The 20,811-nt window shown below is 41.4% G+C and carries 18 protein-coding genes and 1 pseudogene; 6 read left to right on the forward strand and 13 right to left on the reverse strand.

Features of this window, described 5'->3' with window-relative positions; all coding sequences use genetic code 11:
- Positions 1-8: 8 nt before the first annotated feature.
- Genes CXF80_RS02995 through cmoA form a run of 3 tightly spaced genes read right to left on the reverse strand, consistent with a single transcriptional unit; the run spans position 9 to position 2,522 of the window.
- A complete protein-coding gene (locus tag CXF80_RS02995; RefSeq protein ID WP_101031098.1) occupies positions 9-776 on the reverse strand; it encodes an ATP-dependent zinc protease family protein in 768 nt (255 codons plus the stop codon).
- A 25-nt stretch (positions 777-801) separates the two neighbouring features.
- The gene (gene cmoB / locus CXF80_RS03000) at positions 802-1,794 is read right to left on the reverse strand and encodes a tRNA 5-methoxyuridine(34)/uridine 5-oxyacetic acid(34) synthase CmoB (protein ID WP_101031100.1); all 993 of its coding nucleotides are present in this window, start codon (positions 1,792-1,794) and stop codon (positions 802-804) included.
- The gene (gene cmoA, locus CXF80_RS03005; protein ID WP_101031102.1) at positions 1,791-2,522 is read right to left on the reverse strand and encodes a carboxy-S-adenosyl-L-methionine synthase CmoA; all 732 of its coding nucleotides are present in this window, start codon (positions 2,520-2,522) and stop codon (positions 1,791-1,793) included. The genes cmoB and cmoA overlap by 4 nt, the downstream gene beginning before the upstream one ends.
- 395 nt (positions 2,523-2,917) lie before the next feature.
- Here cmoA and CXF80_RS03010 point away from each other — a divergent pair, with 395 nt between their 5' ends.
- The 6 genes from CXF80_RS03010 to ruvB all read left to right on the forward strand — a co-directional run bounded on the left by CXF80_RS03010 (position 2,918) and on the right by ruvB (position 10,750).
- On the forward strand, positions 2,918-5,743 hold the full coding sequence (locus tag CXF80_RS03010) for a diguanylate cyclase domain-containing protein (protein WP_101031104.1): 2,826 nt from the start codon (positions 2,918-2,920) through the stop codon (positions 5,741-5,743).
- Positions 5,744-5,915: 172 nt separating this feature from the next.
- On the forward strand, positions 5,916-7,691 hold the full coding sequence (aspS, locus tag CXF80_RS03015; RefSeq protein WP_101031106.1) for an aspartate--tRNA ligase: 1,776 nt from the start codon (positions 5,916-5,918) through the stop codon (positions 7,689-7,691).
- 125 nt (positions 7,692-7,816) lie between these two features.
- Complete coding sequence (locus tag CXF80_RS03020) at positions 7,817-8,569, forward strand: YebC/PmpR family DNA-binding transcriptional regulator (protein WP_101031108.1); 753 nt, start codon at positions 7,817-7,819, stop codon at positions 8,567-8,569.
- A 7-nt stretch (positions 8,570-8,576) separates the two neighbouring features.
- On the forward strand, positions 8,577-9,098 hold the full coding sequence (gene ruvC, locus CXF80_RS03025) for a crossover junction endodeoxyribonuclease RuvC (protein WP_059743772.1): 522 nt from the start codon (positions 8,577-8,579) through the stop codon (positions 9,096-9,098).
- Complete coding sequence (gene ruvA, locus CXF80_RS03030) at positions 9,095-9,712, forward strand: Holliday junction branch migration protein RuvA (protein WP_101031110.1); 618 nt, start codon at positions 9,095-9,097, stop codon at positions 9,710-9,712. The genes ruvC and ruvA overlap by 4 nt, the downstream gene beginning before the upstream one ends.
- Positions 9,713-9,745: 33 nt before the next feature.
- Entirely contained in the window at positions 9,746-10,750 is a 1,005-nt protein-coding gene (ruvB, locus tag CXF80_RS03035) for a Holliday junction branch migration DNA helicase RuvB (RefSeq protein WP_101031112.1), read from the forward strand.
- 150 nt (positions 10,751-10,900) lie between these two features.
- Here ruvB and gloA read toward each other — a convergent pair whose 3' ends face one another.
- From gloA to rsxA, 10 genes and pseudogenes are all read right to left on the reverse strand, one after another.
- Complete coding sequence (gene gloA, locus CXF80_RS03040) at positions 10,901-11,311, reverse strand: lactoylglutathione lyase (protein WP_101031114.1); 411 nt, start codon at positions 11,309-11,311, stop codon at positions 10,901-10,903.
- Positions 11,312-11,767: 456 nt separating this feature from the next.
- Positions 11,768-12,015 (reverse strand): annotated as a pseudogene (locus CXF80_RS03045) (endonuclease III); the annotation flags it as partial.
- Between the two features lie 890 nt (positions 12,016-12,905).
- A complete protein-coding gene (locus CXF80_RS03050; RefSeq protein ID WP_101031116.1) occupies positions 12,906-13,355 on the reverse strand; it encodes a hypothetical protein in 450 nt (149 codons plus the stop codon).
- Between the two features lie 581 nt (positions 13,356-13,936).
- Positions 13,937-14,599: an endonuclease III gene (gene nth, locus CXF80_RS03055; RefSeq protein WP_101031118.1), complete on the reverse strand. Its 663-nt coding sequence runs from the start codon at positions 14,597-14,599 to the stop codon at positions 13,937-13,939.
- A gap of 59 nt (positions 14,600-14,658) precedes the next feature.
- Complete coding sequence (locus CXF80_RS03060; RefSeq protein ID WP_101031120.1) at positions 14,659-15,354, reverse strand: electron transport complex subunit E; 696 nt, start codon at positions 15,352-15,354, stop codon at positions 14,659-14,661.
- Positions 15,347-15,994 (reverse strand): electron transport complex subunit RsxG, encoded by a 648-nt coding sequence (gene rsxG / locus CXF80_RS03065; RefSeq protein ID WP_101031122.1) that lies wholly within the window; start codon positions 15,992-15,994, stop codon positions 15,347-15,349. Before rsxG ends, CXF80_RS03060 begins: the two co-directional genes overlap by 8 nt.
- 2 nt (positions 15,995-15,996) lie before the next feature.
- Positions 15,997-17,049, reverse strand: coding sequence for an electron transport complex subunit RsxD (rsxD, locus tag CXF80_RS03070; protein ID WP_101031123.1), 1,053 nt, complete (start codon positions 17,047-17,049; stop codon positions 15,997-15,999).
- A gap of 2 nt (positions 17,050-17,051) precedes the next feature.
- The gene (gene rsxC, locus CXF80_RS03075; RefSeq protein ID WP_101031125.1) at positions 17,052-19,538 is read right to left on the reverse strand and encodes an electron transport complex subunit RsxC; all 2,487 of its coding nucleotides are present in this window, start codon (positions 19,536-19,538) and stop codon (positions 17,052-17,054) included.
- A complete protein-coding gene (rsxB, locus tag CXF80_RS03080) occupies positions 19,532-20,110 on the reverse strand; it encodes an electron transport complex subunit RsxB (RefSeq protein ID WP_101034660.1) in 579 nt (192 codons plus the stop codon). Before rsxB ends, rsxC begins: the two co-directional genes overlap by 7 nt.
- A gap of 2 nt (positions 20,111-20,112) precedes the next feature.
- Positions 20,113-20,691, reverse strand: coding sequence for an electron transport complex subunit RsxA (rsxA, locus tag CXF80_RS03085; protein WP_101034661.1), 579 nt, complete (start codon positions 20,689-20,691; stop codon positions 20,113-20,115).
- Positions 20,692-20,811 lie beyond the last annotated feature (120 nt).

Consider the following 20,811-nt stretch of genomic DNA (forward strand, 5'->3'; position numbering starts at 1 on the left):
TACGGATCCTACTTAATTAACGTGGTAATTTGGTTTTTAGCTTTGCCATGAATGTACATTTGGCCCACATCAACAATGGCAATGTCTTTCATAAACTTGCGACCTAGTAATAAAGGATAATCTAGGTGGCTTCGATCTGTTAGGTTTAATTCTGTTTCAGCGGAATATTTACCTATTTTTAAATGGGCATGGATAACGGGACGACGATCATTGCCGGTATCAACATCTTGTTTAATACGAATGAAGTGTTCAACTTCTGATTCAAACGTATTGCCAGGTTGATCAAAACCATTAGTCATTACGTCAAAACGAACCCATTGTTCGCCTTCTCGTTCAAATAATACAATATTGCGCGCATCTAAAGATGATGACTCTGCACCGGTATCGATACGGGTCGCAAACTTGACTTTCAATTCATCAATAAAGACACTTTCGACTTCACCGAGTAGAAATTTGTCACCCATAATGCTTTCGGGGCATTGTTTCACCTCGGCCGCCTTTGGCATTGGTGGTTGAACCATAATGGTTTCCGATTTTTGTCTCATCGCAGTACTTACCTGAGTCTTCAGTTTTCTGATTTCAGTAGAAAGCGCGCTAATGTCGTTTGCCTGTTGGTTATTATTTGAATTAATTACATCAATAATAACGGTTTGCGAAACTTGCAGACCGCTATTTAAATCAGCATTGGTGAGCGGAGGTGTTATTGGTTTTTGAGTGACGCTGCAACCTGAGATGAGGGCAGCTACAACGGATAGAGCAATTACCTGCTTTAACATGTCAATTCCTGTTGAATAGTATTATTTATACTAAATCGTGGTTAGGTTGGTTTTTCGTCGCAATAATGATCGCCCTTTTAGGCGCAGGATAACCTTCTACGGTTAAACTCACATCATTTGGATCGAGATAATCAACTAGAGATTCATTTTTCATCCACTGGGTGCTGCGTTGTTCTGCTAATGAGGTGATATCAATGTCAACACAACGAATATCGGTAAACTCGCATTTTTGTAACCATAACATTAAGGCGGCAACTGAAGGCAAAAACCAAACGTTGTTCATTTTTCCATATCTGTCTTGTGGAACCAGTACCGCATTTTCATCGCCATCGATCACCAGAGTTTCAAGTACAAGTTCACCACCGACTCGCAGTTGGTCACGTAATTGTAGTAAATGATCAATGGGTGAGCGACGGTGATAGAGCACGCCCATTGAAAATACAGTATCAAAGGCATCTAAAGCCGGTAACTCTTCAATGCCAAGAGGCAGTAAATGCACTGGGTGCTGATTACCTGCGATTCGTTTTAGGGCTTCAAATTGGCATAAAAATAATGGTGAAGGATCTATCCCTACTACGCGAGAGGCTCCCGCACCATACATCCGCCACATGTGGTAACCACTTCCACAGCCCACATCTAAAACGGTACGATTATTTAAAGGCGAAATAAACGCTTTAACCCGATCCCATTTCCAATCACTGCGCCATTCAGTATCAATTTGGATACCATGTACTGAAAAAGGCCCTTTGCGCCACGGCTGAAAAACGGCTAATAAATTAGTCAGTTTCTCAACTTGACCAGGGCTTAATTGTTCTCCACTGCCAATGGTTACGCTGCTAGTAAAATCAACTTGATCAGGTTGTGGGTAATGTAATTTATTGAGAACCTTTTCCCATTTAGGCAAATTGCCGTGTTTATGATCTCGTTGCCATTGCCCCAAAATTGCCGGTAATGTTTCCAGCCAATGTTGCAGGTTTGAATCGGCAATATCTTTGTAGAAAGAGCTAAAATTGATCATTTAATCGCTACCATAGATGCAAAGTTAAAACATTGAAACCAGACTGAAAAGTGCGAAAAACCATTTTCAGTAAAACGCTGTTCATGTACATTCAAGCTATCTGGGCGCATCACGTTTTCTAACGCACTGCGTTTTTGACTTATTTCGAGTTCACTATACCCATTTGCACGCTTAAAATCTAAATGCTGTTGATCCAGTAATTGATGTATATGATTATCTTCAAAAAACAACTTCTCTGAAATGACTAATATACCACCAGGCAACATTCCGTCATAAATGCGTTTTATCAAGGCATCACGATCGTGAGTAGGCAAAAATTGTAGGGTAAAGTTTAGCACTACCATCGATGCATTATTAATGTCTACATCTCTTATATCAGCGCACAGCAGGTTAACTTGAATATCACTTACATAAGCTGCGAGATTTTCGGTACAACGTTCAATCATTGATTGGCTGTTGTCTACCGCATAAATCTGGCATCCTCGTCCTTCAATCTGGCGACGAATACTTAATGTTGCCGAGCCTAACGAACTGCCAAGATCGTATATATTGCTTTGAGGTGTGACAAATCGATTAGCAAAATCACCAATGGTATTGATGATTTGTGCATAGCCAGGAACAGAGCGGCGGATCATGTCATTAAATACACCTGCAACACGTTGATCAAATTGAAAATCTGCTATTTGGTTTGTTGCATTAGCGTATATCGTATCTTGTTGAGAGTTCATGAGTTGCAATGTGAAAAAATTAAGTTTGTATTTTAGCTAATCATGGTGAACCACAGCAAGTATCTAACTAGCAATTTATGAGTTTTTTTTCAAATAGGTCACGATGATGTCAATAAGATAGGCTTAAACTGCTTATTTTTGCTGGCATTATGTACAATATGTTCAAAATTAATTTCTATTCATAAAATTAGCACGACACAAGCTGGAAAAATGATATTATTTAGCCTTATAACAAAGTAATAACAATAGATGTCTGCTAAACCATTCTCAACCACCTTTGGCTAACATCATCAATATTGATCTTTTACCACATTCTGCTGTTCTATCAGTCAATTACTATGAACCCGTTTATTCGGTGAATACAGTATAAAAAGTGAAAGTATTAGGGAAAAAACTTGAAATTTATACCTTGGATATTAGCATTAGTATTTGCGTGTTTTTCAATACCTGCGCAAGCATTACACTCAGATAAAATCGATAAGCCCGTTGAAAATAAACCCTTGATCATTGTTATGGGGGAAGATACGTATCCGTTTGAATATTTAGATGAGAGGGGGACTCCTGCCGGTATTTTGGTCGATTTATGGCGCGAGTGGTCAATCATTACCGACACTAAAGTGCAATTTGTCGCTCGGCACTGGCAGCAGTCAATGAATCAACTCGAACAGAAAAAAGCAGATGTTCATATTGGTATGTCTCAAAACCAAGCACGGTTAAAAAAGTTTGATTTTGCTAAATCATTTACCTCATTAAATACCTATTTATACATTCATAAGTCTATAAATAGTAAAAAGAAAATTAGCGATTTAATTCCCTATCAAGTCGGTATTGTGACGGGCTCATCCCATGAAGCAACATTATCAGCATTAGAACCCAAGCTTAGTTTTAAGCGTTATCAAAATCGTGAACAATTGTTACAAGCGGCGGTTAACGGAGAGTTGTTTGTTTTCGCCGGTATTGAAGGATATCAACGCAACTTAGCACTAGAGCAAGATATCGCGGCAAATTTTTACAGCTCATCACGTATCTTAATTAAAAAAATCAACCTTGCACCGGCAGTAGTGAAAGGGGATCAGGCGCTTGTTAACAAAATAAATAATGGTTTTGAATTAATACCCGCCGAGGTTATCCAGCAAATAGAGCGTCACTGGTTAGGTTATCATCGACAAACATCGGGTGTGATTATTGCGATGCAAAATGGTGTCGAACCCTACGTAGATATCGATGCTGATGGTTTTCCACATGGCATGCTAGTTGACTTATGGACATTATGGTCAGAAAAAACCGGTATCAAAATTGATTTTGTTGCAGGCGACATGAATAGCAGTATTGATGACGTCAAACGTGGCGTGGCAGACGTTCACATTGGGTACCCTGAAAGCCAAGATATGCGAACGGGTCTCAAGCAAGCTTGGCATATTATTTCAGTCAAAAGTCGTTTTTTTAGTTCAAACCCGAAATTAACTCATATTGAAGATATTGCCATGCGCATCGGGGTGTTTCCTACAGCACCGTATATTAGTGATATAAAAAAAATGTTTCCTAAGGCACAGTTACGTTTTTATGACACCTTAGAAAGTATGGTGAAAGCGGGTCGCAATGACGAAATTAGCGGTTTTGTGTCGTCTGCCGCCATGACGTCACATTATTTGTTGGCTAATAAATTATGGGCAGAGTTTCGACAATATACTGATATCGAATTTACGACAGATATGTATGTGTTAACACGTGTTGACGACAGTGGATTAGCGGATCGAATTCAAGCAGGATTTAATTTAATTTCTGTCGAAGAACAAATTCAAATTGAACGTAAATGGTTAATTAATCCAGACGATCGTTTTTTTGCAGGTTCTGCCAATAAAATAAAACTAACAACTCAACAAAAGCAATATGTAAGTAGCTTAGGCGCTATCAAAATGGGTTACCTAAAAAATTGGGCACCTATGGAATTTCAAGGGAAAAATGGTGAGTTTTTAGGGGTGAATGCAGACATTAAAAATTTACTGGTTAAACAACTCAATTTAACCATTATCCCAGTGGCTTACGATGATTTTGGTAAAATGGTCAGTGACCTTGTTAAAGGAGAAATTCATTTAGTTGCCAGCATGGCTAAAACATCAGATCGAGCAAACACTCTTGCATTCTCATTAGCATATTGGCCGTCACCTTGGGCGATAATCACTTCGTTAACTCAACCTCCCATTTTTAATGTCTCACAAATTGCGGGTAAACGACTGGCTGTTGTTGATGGCTACCATATTGTGGATCAGCTTCGTCAACAATACCCAGAAATAAAGTTAGTGGTTGTGTCAGATACCAAGCAGGGTACGGAAGCGGTGGTTAATGACAGCGCGGATATGTTTGTTGAACAAGTGGCTACATTGGCGACTACTTTAAAAGGTGGTCAATATCCGAGTTTAAAAATGTCGTTGTTAACCGAGTTTACCGAGCAGCATAGCCACATTGGTCTATTCCCCGGGCTCAAAAATTTAGTTCCTTTGATTGATAGAGCGATTGCGACTATAGATGAAACAGAACAACAAAACATGTATCAAAAATGGGTATCATTAGATCTCAATAGTGACACATTACGTTACCAGCGTTGGTTTAAATTATTGGTGATCGGTTTGTTAATTATCACTGTGATCGCCATCGTGATATTGATGTCAAATCGACGCTTAAATGTCGAAATCCAAAAGCGCTTTAAAGCTGAAGAAACGCTTAAGTATATGGCAGATCATGACAATGTTACCGCACTGCCTAATCGCAGTTTACTTGATGATAGATTAACGCAAGCAACACTGACTCATCATAGAGATAAATTAAAATTTGCATTGTTGTTTATTGATTTAGATGGCTTTAAAGCGATAAATGATCAGCACGGTCATCATATGGGTGATAAGTTACTACAACGCATAGCCGTGTTATTAACTCGGCATGTAAGAGAATCAGACACTGTGGCTCGTTTTGGTGGTGATGAGTTTGTGGTGTTATTAAATCACATAGAAGCTAAAGAAAATGCCCGTCAAGTGGCTGATAACATCTTAATCGCATTAAAGAAGCCGTTATTAATCGAGGATATCAGTGTCACTATTTCGGCCAGTATCGGTGTGGCTATCTTCCCTGATGATGCCGATAGTGGGGCTTCATTATTGAAGAAATCAGATCAGCTAATGTATCAGGCTAAAAAAGTCGGCGGTCATCAATACAAAATGAATTAGTTTTACCTTGATGGTTTTTCAGTCAATCGGTCGAGATTATTTGCTCTAGGTCTAGTTAATTCACCCAATCTGATTGATACTTCAATGCATAAGTTTGAGTCACGGTATATAATGCCGTTTTTGTGGTTTTCGATTTCCAAAATACCGCTTTGTGGATAAAGGATAGAGTTCAATGCGCAGTCATTATTGTGGAGACGTTAATAAGTCTCATCTAGGTCAAGAAGTTACTTTAGTCGGTTGGGTAAACCGTAGTCGAGATTTAGGCGGAGTCGTATTTTTAGACTTACGCGATAGAGAAGGGCTAGTGCAGGTTGTTTATGACCCAGATCTAAAAGATGTTTTTGATATAGCAAGCACGTTGCGCAGTGAATTTTGTGTTCAGGTCAAAGGGGTTGTTAGTGCCCGTCCAGCAAGCCAAGTCAATTCAAACATGAAGACTGGCGAAATTGAAATTTTGGGTAAGCAATTGACCATTATTAATGCCTCTGCTCCGTTGCCATTGAGCATGGATAATTACCAAAATAACAGCGAAGAACAACGTTTAAAATACCGTTATTTAGATTTACGTCGTCCAGAGATGGCCGAGCGTCTTATTTTTCGTGCAAAAGTGACCAGCTCAGTGCGTCGCTTTTTAGACAGCAATGGCTTTTTAGATATCGAAACGCCTATTTTGACTAAAGCCACCCCAGAAGGTGCGCGTGACTATTTAGTTCCTAGCCGGACTTATAAAGGTCAGTTTTTTGCTTTACCTCAATCACCACAGCTGTTCAAACAGCTGCTAATGATGTCTGGTTTTGATCGCTATTACCAAATTGTAAAATGTTTCCGTGATGAAGATTTACGGGCAGATCGCCAGCCTGAATTTACTCAAATCGATATTGAAACGTCGTTTATGTCTTCTGAACAAGTCATGGAAAAAACTGAGCAAATGATGCGCGGTTTATTCCAAGATTTATTGAATGTTGATTTAGGCGATTTTCCACGCATGTCATACGCAGAAGCAATGAAACGTTACGGTTCTGATAAACCCGATTTGCGTAACCCGCTTGAGTTAGTTGATATTGCCGATTTAGTTAACAATGTCGAGTTTGCCGTTTTTAATGGCCCGGCAAACGATGTAGAAGGCCGCGTAGCAGCGTTACGTATTCCAACTGGCGCATCATTATCACGTAAGCAAATTGATGACTACACTAAGTATGCTGGTATTTATGGCGCTAAAGGCTTAGCGTGGATGAAGATAAATGACTTAGCAGCAGGTATCGAAGGTATTCAATCTCCAGTACTTAAGTTTTTAACCGAAGCTATCGTTAACGACATTATTAGCCGTACTGGCGCACAAACCGGTGATATCATTCTATTTGGTGCAGACAAAGCGACCGTCGTGGAAGAAGCCATGGGCGCGCTGCGCTTAAAAGCAGGTGAAGATTTCAAGCTACTTGAAGGTGAATGGCGCCCATTATGGGTGGTTGACTTCCCAATGTTTGAACAAATTAATGGTGGTTTCCACGCCGTTCACCATCCATTTACCGCCCCTCGTGGGATTAGTGCTGAACAATTGGCCGCTGATCCCGCGGTGGCAATTTCAGATGCCTACGACATGGTGTTAAATGGTTGTGAGTTAGGGGGTGGTTCAGTACGTATCCACAACGCAGAAATGCAAAGCACAGTATTTGGCATTTTAGGCATTGAAGCAGAAGAAGCGAATGAAAAATTCGGATTCTTACTTGAAGCATTACGTTATGGTACCCCACCTCATGCTGGTTTAGCCTTCGGATTAGATCGTATTATTATGTTAATGACAGGGGCAAGCTCAATTCGTGACGTGATGGCTTTCCCTAAAACCACCACAGCGGCGTGTCCGTTAACCAATGCGCCAGGATTTGCTAACCCAGTTCAACTCGCTGAGTTAGGCATTGCTGTGGTTGAAAAGGTTAAAACAGAAGAGTAAAACGCTAACGTTAGCCATTTGCTCGCTCTTAAATGGGCACTATATACCGAGGCTTTTGCCTCGGTACGTTTTTGACAAGTAGACTGTTTCACTTGAAAAATTCTATTAAATAGTAAGGAGATATAATGGCAGGACACAGTAAATGGGACAATATTAAACACCGTAAAGCGGCACAAGATGCTAAACGCGGTAAGTTATTCACCAAATTTATTCGCGAGCTCAATGTGGCGGCCCGCGAAGGCGGTTCTGATATTGATGCTAATCCCAGATTACGCGCTGCAGTCGATAAAGCCTTATCCAATAATATGACCCGAGATACCGTTGAACGCGCAATCAAACGTGGTGCCGGTGAAATGGATGGTCAGCAATTAGAAACCATTATTTATGAAGGCTATGGCCCCGGAGGGACTGCTGTGATGGTTGAAACCATGACGGATAATCGTAATCGTACTGTTTCTGGCGTGCGAAATGCGTTTAATAAGTCTGGTGGCAACTTAGGTACCGACGGTTCAGTGGCGTATCTGTTTACTAAATCTGGCATTATTTCTTATGACACTGATATTGATGAAGATAGCTTAATAGACAGTGCGTTAGAGGCGGGTGCTGAAGATGTTGTCACTCATGACGATGGTTCTATCGATGTGTTTACCACTCCAGATACCTTTGGCAAAGTCAAAGATGCACTTGATAGCGCGTCCTTTGACTCTGTTCATGCTGAAGTGACCATGGTTGCGTCATTAAAAGCTGAACTTGATGCTAACACCGCTGAAAAGTTTTTACGTTTAATCGATAACTTAGAAGATAATGATGATGTACAAGAGGTATATCATAATGCTGATATTTCAGATGACGTTATGCAAGTATTAGACAACGCATGAGGCATCAATGGCCATTATTTTAGGGGTTGATCCCGGCTCCCGTATTACAGGCTATGGTGTGATCCAATGCCAAGGCCGGCAACAGATTTACCTTGGCAGCGGCTGTATCCGAACATCTGCCGATGATTTACCCCAACGATTACAACAAATTTATGCGGGTCTATGCGAAATTATTACTCAATATCAGCCTGATGAGTTCGCCATTGAACGGGTGTTTATGGCAAAAAATGCCGACTCTGCCCTAAAACTGGGTCAAGCAAGAGGTGCGGCGATTGTCGCGGCAACATGTGCCGGACTGCCTGTTGCTGAATATAGCGCGACACAGATAAAAAGTGCAGTCGTAGGGACGGGTCGAGCCCAAAAAACACAAGTTCAACATATGATTAAGCAATTACTTAAACTACCTGCTTCACCACAAGCCGATGCGGCGGATGCGTTAGGGGTAGCAATATGCCATTTTCATACTTATCAAAGCCTTATCGCTATGGGTGGTAAAGCTAGCAGCAGAACATATGGAAGATACAAATGATAGGTCGTCTAAGTGGTATTTTAGTTGAAAAACACGCGCCTGAAGTGGTGCTCGATGTCAATGGTGTCGGTTATGAGTTGCAAGTGCCCATGACCAGCTTTTATGAGTTGCCAGCGTTAAATCAAGCTGCGATGTTATTTACCCATTTTGTGGTGCGTGAAGATGCGCAGTTACTTTATGGCTTTATCACTAAACAAGAGCGGGCATTATTTCGTTTATTGATTAAAACCAACGGCGTTGGCCCTAAATTAGCGTTAACCATTTTATCGGGTATGACAGCATCGGAGTTTGTTTCATGTGTCGAACGTGACGACATTGCCACCTTAGTCAAGCTACCTGGCGTGGGTAAGAAAACCGCTGAACGCTTAGTCATTGAAATGCGTGATAAGCTTAAAAGCTTGCTTGAAGCATCAGCGGGTTCTGAGCGCGAATTTATGTTGCAGAGTAATTATACACCGGCTCCGACAGCAGACAGTGCAGAGGAAGATGCCATTTCCGCGTTATTATCGTTAGGCTATAAACCAGCACAAGCCAGTAAATCAGTTTCTGCGGCTTTTAAACAAGGTATGAGTTCTGAAACGTTAATTAAAGCTGCATTAAAATCAATGTTATAAATATGATGATATGCATAAACAGGGTACGTAAAAATGATTGAAGCTGATCGTCTAATCCAGCCACAGGAACAAGGTCAAGATGAACTTATTGATCGTGCTATGCGCCCTAAAATGTTGGATGAGTATACAGGTCAAGATGATACTCGAGCCCAGCTTAAGATTTTTATTCAAGCAGCGATAAATCGTCGCGAAGCACTTGATCACATGCTAATTTTTGGTCCTCCAGGTTTAGGTAAAACAACCTTGGCGATGATTGTAGCCAATGAAATGGGAGTGAATATCAAATCCACTTCTGGCCCTGTACTTGAAAAAGCGGGGGATTTAGCGGCTTTACTGACTAACCTTGAAGAGGGGGATGTGCTGTTTATCGATGAAATTCATCGTCTAAGCCCTGTAGTCGAAGAGATCCTTTATCCGGCGATGGAAGACTACCAACTTGATATTATGATTGGTGAAGGTCCTGCTGCGCGTTCGATTAAATTAGATTTGCCGCCATTTACACTTATTGGCGCTACCACGCGTGCCGGTGCATTAACCTCACCATTGCGGGCTCGTTTTGGTATTCCATTACGGTTAGAATTTTACAATGTGAAAGATCTTACCACCATAGTGATCCGTTCAGCTAAGGTGATGGAACTTGAGATAGATGGTCAAGGCGCGATTGAAATAGCCAAGCGCTCACGCGGCACCCCGCGAATTGCCAACCGTTTATTACGCCGGGTTCGCGATTATGCTGAAGTCAAACATGATGGCAAAGTGACCCAAAAAGTGGCCGAATATGCCCTCGATTTACTCGATGTTGATGAGCAAGGTTTTGATTACTTAGATCGTAAACTCTTGCTTGCCATTATTGATAAATTTATGGGTGGCCCTGTAGGATTAGATAACCTCGCGGCGGCCATCGGTGAAGATAGAGAAACGATTGAAGACGTACTGGAGCCTTTTTTAATTCAGCAAGGCTTTATTCAGCGCACACCAAGAGGCCGTATTGCGAGTCAAAGAGCTTATGATCATTTTAGTCTTGTTAAGCCCGAATAAGCCCAATCTTATCCACTTGCTTTAGTGAACATACGCAATTAGACCAATATCGTTTTAGATAAAAAAACCAGCTTTCGCTGGTTTTAATCTTACTAGGTGAGCGATATATGATCAGGACTAGCTATTTAACTTGTGGTGATAAGGATGGATCTAACCTAACGCTTCAGTCGCCGAACTCTTTTGAATTAACTCAATTTTGTATCCGTCAGGATCTTCAACAAAGGCAATTTCAGTTTTGCCGCCGGCAACCGGACCCGGTGCTCGAGTAATGTTACCGCCAGCGGCAGCAATCGTCTCGCAACGGGCATAAATATCGTCTTCGCCTATGGCTAAATGCCCAAAGCCATTACCCAAATTATATGTATCGACACCCCAATTATAAGTTAACTCTATAACGGCTTGGCCTGTTGTTTCCTGACCAAAACCAACAAAAGCGAGGGTGTATTTGTACTCTGGGTTTTCAGATTGGCGTAGTAGTTTCATTCCCATGACTTGGGTATAAAATTGAATGCTACGTTCAAGGTTGCCTACACGGATCATCGTATGAAGTAATTGCGACATGATATGCTCTCTTATAAAATTTATCTGACTTTAACAAGCTCAGATGACAATGAAAAGTTTTGCAGTTCTGATTGATTAAAATTTAAAACGAACAAGGTGAGGTTGCATTGTTTTACTTGAGTGGATAGCCAGTTGTTCTCGAATAGACAATAATCATATTTTGCTTTGGCTCACATTTATGATGTTATCTTTTGGGCATTTGGCCTAAAAGCGTTATTATTTCGTTATACACATATGGAGGCAAGACAATGAATACAGAATTAAAAATGGCCTTAGGCACGACTGTCGTAATCGCAATTTGTTTTAGCGCGTTTTTTGTGTCGATGTTTTAAGCACCATCATAAAATAGATAGCCCCATTTGATCCACCGCTAAATAAATGTATTGCATGTTAATTGATGAGTTAACATTCAATACATTGATATAAATACCCCAAAACACCTTAGGTGATTTGGGGTTATTCTTCTGGATAGACCTTGTCTTTAAACTCACATAAGTCTTCAATAATACAGCTGCCACAACGTGGTTTTCGCGCTAAACAAGTGTAACACCCATGTAGATAAACCAAGGATTTACATCCACTTTAAACTCACTTGGCTTCACTTTAAGCATATTCAGTTCAACTTGGTCAAGATTTTTGCCAGGAGCAAACTTAGTGCGATTCGCAAACCTAAAAATATGAGTGTCGACCGCAATCGTGGGCCAACTTTAAGTGGTGATAATTATTGCATATATTTAATATGGAAAGAATACTCTATTGGGTTGTTTTGTGCTTAACGGAAGTTAACAGCAGCAATATCAAAACTTCCGTTTATCGCTAAAACAGTCATTGATACTGTAATTTTAATTGCTGATTTTTGTTGTAAGCGCGAGCCTAACTCTCATCACTCTCATTGCGACTTAAAAGCCTACCAAACTATGTCAAATTAACTATGTCAAATTAACGATGTCACTACACTCTCGATTTCAGATGCTAATTGTCCGTTAAATTCAGTAGCCGTTATCACAGCGAGCCACATCTATCTGCTGTACTTAATGAAATGAAAAATGCTCTATTGCTCTTGCTTACCTATATATATCAATAGATCAAACTACTTCAGTCCAAACTACCAACTCAATATTATAACGTCCACTTTCGTCTCTATGTTAGCGTTAGGTGAGGTTATGTCGAATAACAAAAATCGACCGCTTTGAGGTCATCGTGACGCTTAGCATCATATATTGGAATGAAATGTTGTTAACTCTAAAAGACTGACAAATATGCTCATTGTGAAAGTGACTAGTAGCAACACCAATTCTTCTTCTATCCTATCTAAATAGTTCTTTCAAACACAGATTTTTAGTATCTGAAACTATCCGTTTTGTGGCGTAGAGCAAACATTAAGTGGGCAAGCTTTCTATTGACGATAGTCGGTAGGCCTTTTGTTTAGTTGGCGTTGTTATATGGTGGAGATTTGGGTATGTGTAGCTTGTTTGGCCTTATAGATGCTGACGATTTGTTTGCTGTTGTGAATGAGTGATGTGTGAGTGTTGTTTTCTCGATAAAAAAAGTAGGGTAATGAAGCTCCCCCTACTTTTTTGGTAACAGTTAAGTCTTAATCTCGATATTTCATCTCTTGCAGCAATGAAGTACTCATGATGGTTCGAAACTCAGCACGGTTACCGCTTTCAGATTCCATTTTTTCCATACTTTTCTTTGCCCACGCCATATACGTGGTACGACGCTTTTCATTTTCAGCAACGGATGCCATGTTTTCGAATACACGAACCAGATAAAGGTCAGGCTCATCCATTCTGGGGTGTACATTACTAATAACTTTAGCATCTATTAGCCAGCCTTGAGATTTGGCATAATCGCTGTTTTTACGCCATTCGCCCGCAAGCCACGTCGAATATTTAAGGCCAGCACCATCGGATATTTTTATCCCTGTAACTTCCCAATACTCACCACCAATAAAAGGTGGTTCTTCTGCTGCATATACATTTTGAATAGCGAATAAGCTTAATACACAAAACAATAATCCTTGGATTGAATTTGTTTTCATTTTTTGTATTTCCTAATGACTCGTGAACATGGGTGTTCACAGTGATATAAAAATAGTTCAATATTTTTGCTTTGTCTAATTTTGATTTGCTTAACATACAGGTGATCATATGACCGCAATAGCTTGGAGAAAACAGCAGAAAAATCGGGCTTAATAGGTGCAGGAACACGAGGTCATGTTTGTGCTACTTTTGGTTTAGAGACGGGCTGATTAATTGGCATACCTATCGGTGCTTATATAAGTAGAAAATTATAGTGGCATAATAAAACTGGGCTGCAATATAAATTTAAACAGAACTTGATACGTCAGCTTTAGTATGTAAACAGTGTATTTTGAATCCGTTTTACATTCAGGAAAGAGTCTCCTCTTTGGCAGCTACTAACCTTAACTTTTTATTCGATAAATTCAAACTTTCAATATTTTTCTGGATATCTCGAAAGTTCATTTCAGTGTCAGGAAAAGACTAAATAAGTAATAACAGAACCACTCACTCTTCGTGGCAAGAGTGAAGATAGATCAAGCTATGATAATGATTACCTACCATAGCTGACGATGAGATTATAAATGGGTTAAGTAAATCTTTAGTCTTCAGTCTTCTCTTTAAATTCACACAAGTCTTCGATAATACAAGAACCGCAGCGAGGCTTTCGTGCTATGCACGTGTATCTACCATGCAAAATTAACCAGTGATGTAGATCATACATAAATTCAGTTTTGTTAGGGGTGTTCTTAATGATGGCTTGTTCGGTTTCTTCAACAGTCTTACCTTTGGCGTAGCCTGTGCGATTAGCTACTCGTTGAATATGTGTATCAACAGCAATAAAATATCTACCTTCATTATCTTTTAGCCAGCCAAATGCCGTATTGAGAACGACGTTTGCTGTTTTTCGACCCACGCCAGGTAAAGCTTCTAGTGCGTCTCTGTTTTCTGGTACCGCACCATTATGTAAATCCAGCAGCATTTTACAGGCGTTAATCACATTAATAGCTTTGTTATTGTATAGGCCAATGGTTTTAATGTATTGCTTAAGCCCGTCAACCCCTAAGTCAAATATGGCTTGAGGCGTATTGGCAACAGGAAACAGCTTATTGGTCGCTTTATTGACACTGACATCGGTCGCTTGTGCTGATAATGTCACAGCAACTAATAACTCAAATGGGCTTGAAAAGTTCAATTCAGTTTCAGGCTTAGGGTTATTGTCTCTTAATCGGTTGAGAATTTGGATACGTTTATCTTTATTCATATTAATCGGTCAATTCATCGTTAAGTTAACGGCCGTTTTAGAGTAACCGCGGAGTCGTGTTAGTTGACTTTAGTGATCCGAGCACGCGTCACGCCAACACTTTCAGCTTTAGGCTGCTGTGCTTTTACTCGGCTATCGATGACATTTTTAAGGGCAATTAATAATCCCATCGCTATAAATGCTCCCGGCGGCAACATCGCCAATAAAAATGGTGTGTCCACATGCCACACATGAATCGTTAACACACTCGCCCAATCACCTAATAATAAATCAGCACCACCAAATAGGGTCCCTTGACCGAGTAATTCTCGGCTGGCACCTAAAACAACCAGTACAGCAGTAAAACCTAACCCCATCATTAATCCATCAAAGGCCGAGTGGGCTACAGAGTTACGAGAGGCAAATGCTTCAGCGCGGCCGATGATGACGCAGTTGGTCACAATCAGTGGTAAAAAAATGCCTAACGACAAATATAGATTATAGGCATAAGCGTTGATCAGTAATTGTACGCAAGTGACAAGTGCGGCAATGATCATAACAAATACTGGGATACGAATTTCTTTAGGAACAATATCGCGTACCAAGGAAACTAAAACATTAGATCCAATTAGTACCAACAGAGTGGCAACCCCCAAACCTAATGCATTTGTGATTGTTGCTGTCACAGCAAGCAGCGGACATAAACCTAATAGTTGGACTAATCCTGGGTTATTCTTCCATAACCCTTGAGCCGCGATTGCACGATAATTACTCATGGTTGGCCTCACAGGCATAATGACTTTGGTAGAGCGCTTGGCGATGTTGTTCAACAAATGTCATCGCATTTGCAATGGCTTTAACATAAGCGCGCGGAGTAATGGTCGCACCGGTAAATTGATCAAATTGTCCGCCATCTTTTTTCACTTTCCAGTCGCTTGAATTTCCAGTAAAACGTTTGCCGCTGAAATGAGTGACCCAATCAGACTTTCGTAAATCAATTTTATCGCCTAAGCCAGGCGTTTCTTGATGGAAAAGGGTACGAACACCCAATATTGTCCCGGTGTTATCAACGCCAATAATGAGTTTTATTGCTCCGTTATAACCATCTGGAGCAATGGCTTCAATCGCGATGGCAACAGGTTGTTCGCCTTTATAAGCAAGATAGGCCGGCAAATCGGCTTTAGTGCCTAATAGCTGCGGAGAATTAACCAAAATACATTGTTCACTGAGTACATTATCGTGTAATTCGGTCGGAATAATTTGGTTAAGCGTTAGGGTTAATTGTTTTTGCTGTTGCAATAATATTGTGTCACTGGTTAAGGCATTCACCAACGCGACGAGGCCGGTGCAACATAAGGCAAATAGGCCGAGTAACAGGCCATTTTTAATCATCGGGTTAGTTGTTAAAATAGACATAATTAATTTCCTGCTCGATGACCATAGCTACGCGGGCGAACATAATAATCAATAAAAGGTGCGCACATGTTAGCTAACAATACGGCAAATGCGACGGCATCAGGGTAGCCACCAAAGGTGCGTATTAAGTAAATGAGTAAGCCTATCATGGCGCCAAATATCAGTCGACCGCGAGGACTCGCTGCTGCAGTGACTGGGTCGGTGGCAATAAAAAATGCCGCCAACATGGTACCACCGGAAAATAAATGCATCATTGGACTGACGAAGGTATCCGGACTGATTAAAAATCCGCCACTGGCGCAAATAAATAATGTCAGTAAAATAGAGACGCTGATGTGCCAGCGTATAACATGAAGCTTGAGCATGATTAGCCCACCTACAAGGTAAGCCAAATTCACCCAAAACCAACCGACACCGACACTGCCATTGAAGATGATTTTAGCCAAACTTTCTGTCGTGGTCATGCCCATTGAAAGATCGGTCTTAAGTGTGTCCAGTGGTGTTGCCATTGTGGTGCCGTCAATCGCAAGCCGAAAAAAATCTGCCGAATAGACGCTGTTTAATTGAAAAATACTGTTAATAGTATTGATTAAATCTGCGCTATTGAGCGTGAGCGTTTGCGGTGCGACCCATGATGTCATTTGCACTGGGAATGAAATCAACAATAGAACGTAAGCGGCCATAGCCGGGTTAAAGACGTTATTACCCAGCCCGCCGTAAAGCTGCTTAACGATGACAATGGCAAAGACTGTGCCTATTACAATGAGCCACCAAGGTGCTAAAGGCGGAATCGCAACCGCAAGTAAGCTTGCAGTAACCAATGCACTATTATCAGATAACGTGGCGGTAATATTTTTGTTTCGTAACTTCATTACGGCAGATTCAGCTAAATAAGCCACTGTAATGGCAAGTAATAACTGTACAAGAGTACCATAACCGAAATAATAGCTTTGTACTGCAATACCCGGTATTAGGCATAGCGCGACACGTTTCATCACTTTATTAGTGTGCAATGTTGTGCTGACATGTGGAGATGAGGCAATTTTAAATGCCATAGTTATTGTTCCTCTTGCTTAGCACTGTTAGCGAGCTTTTTCGCTTTCGCTTTGGCGACAGCGGCAGCAATTTTGGCTTTTTTGTTATCTACAGCTTGGGTGGTGGCCGAATGAGTTACTTCAGCTTCGCTTGCATTGTTGTTGTCATTATCGGTAATAGATTCATTTTTGCTAACGACAGCATGTTCAGTCACCGCAGTGCTTTTTGTATCGGCAGCACTTGTTGTCGCGGAGCCATTGGCTGATGCAGCTTTTTTGGCTTTAGCACGTGCAACTGCCGCAGCAATTTTAGCTTTTTTGTCATCTACAGCTTGAGTGGTGGCTGAATGAGTTACTTCAGCTACGCTCGCAGTGTTGTGGTCATTATCGGTAATAGTCTCATTTTTGCGAACGACAGCATGTTCAGTCACCACAGTGCTTTTTGTATCGGCAGTACTTGTTGTCGCGGAGCCATTGGCTAATGCGGCTTTTTTGGCTTTAGCACGTGCAACCGCCGCAGTAATTTTAGCTTTTTTGTCATCTACAGCTTGGGTGGTGGCTGAATGAGTTACTTCATCTTCGCTCGCAGTGTTGTTGTCATTATCGGTAATAGTCTCCTTTTTGCTAACGACAGCATGTTCAGTCACCGCAGTACTTTTTGTATCGGCAGTACTTGTTGTCGCGGAGCCATTGGCTAATGCAGTTTTTTTGGCTTTAGCACGTGCAACCGCCGCAGTAATTTTAGCTTTTTTGTCATCTAGTGGTTGGGCTGACTCATTGATAACTTCAGCTCCACTGGGCGTGTTGAGGGCGTTTGTTTGCGTTGACTCATTGGCTAATGCGGCTTTTTTAGCTTTAGCACGTTCAATGGCGGCGTTAATGACTGTTTTCTTCACGTCGGTGGTATCGATTGCTACATTGCTCGAAGATGCAAGGCTTGTGGCAGCGGAACCTTGCGTTACTGAGTCTTTTGCTTGAGCTTTTTTCGCTGCGATACGTGCCATCGCGGCGGCAACAGCATCTTTATCACTCGATTTCATATTTGCTTGGCGCTTGGCAGCAGCTTGCTTTGATTTTTCTTCGCGCGCATTTTTTTCATCTTCAAGCCGTTGTAAGCGAGCTTCAAAACGAAGTTTAGCTTTTTCAGCTTGAAGCTTTTCTTCAGCGGTATTTTTCAGCGCCGACTTAGCGATACGATAGTATTCAACTAAGGGGATATCACTTGGACAGACATAGCTACAACAACCACATTCAATGCAGTCTTTTAAATTAAAACTCGCTGCTTTATCGTATTCTTCAGCTTTTGCGTGCCAGAATAACTGTTGTGGTAACAATAATGCCGGGCAAGCGACAGCGCACTCACCACATCGAATACAGGCTTTCTCATCTGAATCGGGTGCTATTTCTGTTTGGCTTGGTGTTAGCAAACAGTTGGTGCCTTTTAATATTGGCACATCAAGTTCGGCTATTGCATATCCCATCATTGGGCCGCCCACAATGATTTTTTGCGCGCGCTCTGGTTTGAAACTAACTTGACTGAGGGCATCGGCTACGGTTGTGCCTATTCTAAGCCAATAGTTTCCGGGTTTACCGATGTTTTCGCCCGTTAATGTTACCACGCGTTCAATAAGTGGTTTACCTAGTAATACCGCATCTTGTATTGCATAGGCGGTACCGACGTTATGCATAACAATACCGAGTTGGGCTGGAATCGCGCCACTTGGCACTTCTTTACCGGTAATAATTTGAATAAGTTGTTTTTCACCGCCAGAAGGGTACTTTGTTGGAATAACGGTGACGCGGATCATGTCGTTGGGCAATGAACTGCGATGAATAGCCGATTCCATAGCCTGCGCGGCTTCAGGTTTGTTGTCTTCAATGGCGATGATAATGCGCTGTGGATTAAGTAAATGATCAATAATACTGATGCCAGTTAAGATTTCATCACTGTATTCACGCATTAATCGATCATCAGCACTGATATAGGGTTCACATTCCACACCATTAATGATGACTAAATCGATTTCGCTGGCGGGGTTGAGTTTGACATGGCTAGGAAACGCCGCGCCGCCCATGCCTGCAATCCCTGCGTGTTTGATTTTGTCTAGAATAGCCGGTTTTGACAGTTGTTCAATCTGACCTGGTACCAGTTCACACCAAGTATCTTGACCATCAGCTTCGATGATGCAACTCAACACAGGTAATAAAGAGGGATGGTTACTATGGTGTTCTTCTATTGCCACAACCGTCCCAGAGGTAGGCGCGTGAACCGGTAAATAGGTAAAACCAGCACCTTCAGTGATTGATTGTCCTCTTAATACCTTGTCACCAACACGAATGCTAAGTGCGGCCTGTTGACCGACAAGGGGAACCGGTACCACAAATCGCGATGACAGTGGTAAAGGTAAAATTCTGTGTTGATTGGATAATGATTTAAGTTCAGGTGGATGGATCCCGCCAGGAGAGCGCCACAAAGTACCTTTATCTAATTGCTCTAATAACGTTAGCACCGTTTTTCCTCTTGCTCAGGATCGATCACGTTTACTGGGATAGCGTGTAACTTCCAGTCCCAATTTTGTATTGTGGTTTCAACGGGGATCATATCTATACAATCGACAGGGCAAGGTTCAACACATAAGTCACAGCCAGTACAATCTTTGACAATAACGGTATGCATTAATTTACCGGCACCTAAAATAGCGTCAACTGGGCAGGCTTGGATACACTTAGTGCAACCAATGCATTCATCTTCGCGGATGTAAGCCACTTTTTTCACATTAGCTTGAGCCTCTTCGCCTAACGCTTCAGGTTCTACCCCCATGAGCTCGGCAATTTTTTCCATGGTAGCGGTTCCGCCTGGAGGGCATTTATTGATTTTCTCACCATTAGCGATGGCTTCTGCATAGGGCCGACAACCAGGGAAACCACATTGACCACATTGAGTTTGCGGTAGCAAGGTTTCTACTTGATCAACAATAGGGTTGCCTTCGACTTTAAATTTTTTCGACGCAAAACCCAAAATGACGCCAAACACCAATGCTAAGGCGGTTAGTATGGCGACGGCAATTAATATACTCGAAATCATTAAGTAACCAGCCCCGCAAACCCCATAAAGGCTAATGACATTAACCCGGCAGTGATCATGGCAATTGCACCACCTTTAAAAGGTAAGGGCACATCGGCGGCCGCTAATCGCTCACGCATGGCAGAAAATAAAATTAACACTAATGAGAAGCCAACCGCAGCACCAAAACCATATATAGCCGATTGAATAAAATTATGGTCTTCATTGACGTTAAGTAAAGCGACGCCTAATACGGCACAATTGGTGGTGATTAATGGTAAATAAATGCCCAGCGCGCGATGTAAGGAGGCACTGGTTTTTTGCACCACCATTTCAGTAAATTGCACCACGACGGCAATCACTAAAATAAAGCTCATGGTGCGTAAATAACTGAGATCAAATGGTTGTAACAGAAATTCATTAATTAAATAACTCAGAATAGACGCTAGGGTCAACACAAACGTGGTGGCCATTGACATCCCAATTGCTGATGCTAATTTGCTCGACACCCCCATAAAAGGGCATAGACCTAAGAATTTTACCAGAACAAAGTTGTTTACCAGCACAGTGCCGATTAACAGGAGAAGGTAATCTGTCATTGCTACAATTTTTTGACCAATAGTTGTTGGTATTATCTTAGGTTTGACGCCGATAAACAACGGATAAAAAATAAGGTTAAACATAAAATGTTCAACCTCAGAATAAAAGCGTGTTTTTTT

This window comes from Shewanella sp. Actino-trap-3 (assembly GCF_002836275.1).
Lineage (GTDB): Bacteria > Pseudomonadota > Gammaproteobacteria > Enterobacterales > Shewanellaceae > Shewanella > Shewanella psychromarinicola.

Excerpts from the sequence above, each read along its gene's own strand:
- CXF80_RS02995 (WP_101031098.1), bottom strand. The coding sequence starts at position 776 with ATGTTAAAGCAGGTAATTGCTCTATCCGTTGTAGCTGCCCTCATCTCA.
- rsxA (WP_101034661.1), bottom strand. The coding sequence starts at position 20,691 with ATGACAGATTACCTTCTCCTGTTAATCGGCACTGTGCTGGTAAACAAC.
- ruvB (WP_101031112.1), top strand. The coding sequence starts at position 9,746 with ATGATTGAAGCTGATCGTCTAATCCAGCCACAGGAACAAGGTCAAGAT.
- rsxG (WP_101031122.1), bottom strand. The coding sequence starts at position 15,994 with ATGTCTATTTTAACAACTAACCCGATGATTAAAAATGGCCTGTTACTC.
- nth (WP_101031118.1), bottom strand. The coding sequence starts at position 14,599 with ATGAATAAAGATAAACGTATCCAAATTCTCAACCGATTAAGAGACAAT.
- rsxD (WP_101031123.1), bottom strand. The coding sequence starts at position 17,049 with ATGGCATTTAAAATTGCCTCATCTCCACATGTCAGCACAACATTGCAC.
- gloA (WP_101031114.1), bottom strand. The coding sequence starts at position 11,311 with ATGTCGCAATTACTTCATACGATGATCCGTGTAGGCAACCTTGAACGT.
- cmoB (WP_101031100.1), bottom strand. The coding sequence starts at position 1,794 with ATGATCAATTTTAGCTCTTTCTACAAAGATATTGCCGATTCAAACCTG.
- CXF80_RS03050 (WP_101031116.1), bottom strand. The coding sequence starts at position 13,355 with ATGAAAACAAATTCAATCCAAGGATTATTGTTTTGTGTATTAAGCTTA.
- cmoA (WP_101031102.1), bottom strand. The coding sequence starts at position 2,522 with ATGAACTCTCAACAAGATACGATATACGCTAATGCAACAAACCAAATA.
- ruvA (WP_101031110.1), top strand. The coding sequence starts at position 9,095 with ATGATAGGTCGTCTAAGTGGTATTTTAGTTGAAAAACACGCGCCTGAA.
- aspS (WP_101031106.1), top strand. The coding sequence starts at position 5,916 with ATGCGCAGTCATTATTGTGGAGACGTTAATAAGTCTCATCTAGGTCAA.
- ruvC (WP_059743772.1), top strand. The coding sequence starts at position 8,577 with ATGGCCATTATTTTAGGGGTTGATCCCGGCTCCCGTATTACAGGCTAT.
- CXF80_RS03020 (WP_101031108.1), top strand. The coding sequence starts at position 7,817 with ATGGCAGGACACAGTAAATGGGACAATATTAAACACCGTAAAGCGGCA.
- CXF80_RS03060 (WP_101031120.1), bottom strand. The coding sequence starts at position 15,354 with ATGAGTAATTATCGTGCAATCGCGGCTCAAGGGTTATGGAAGAATAAC.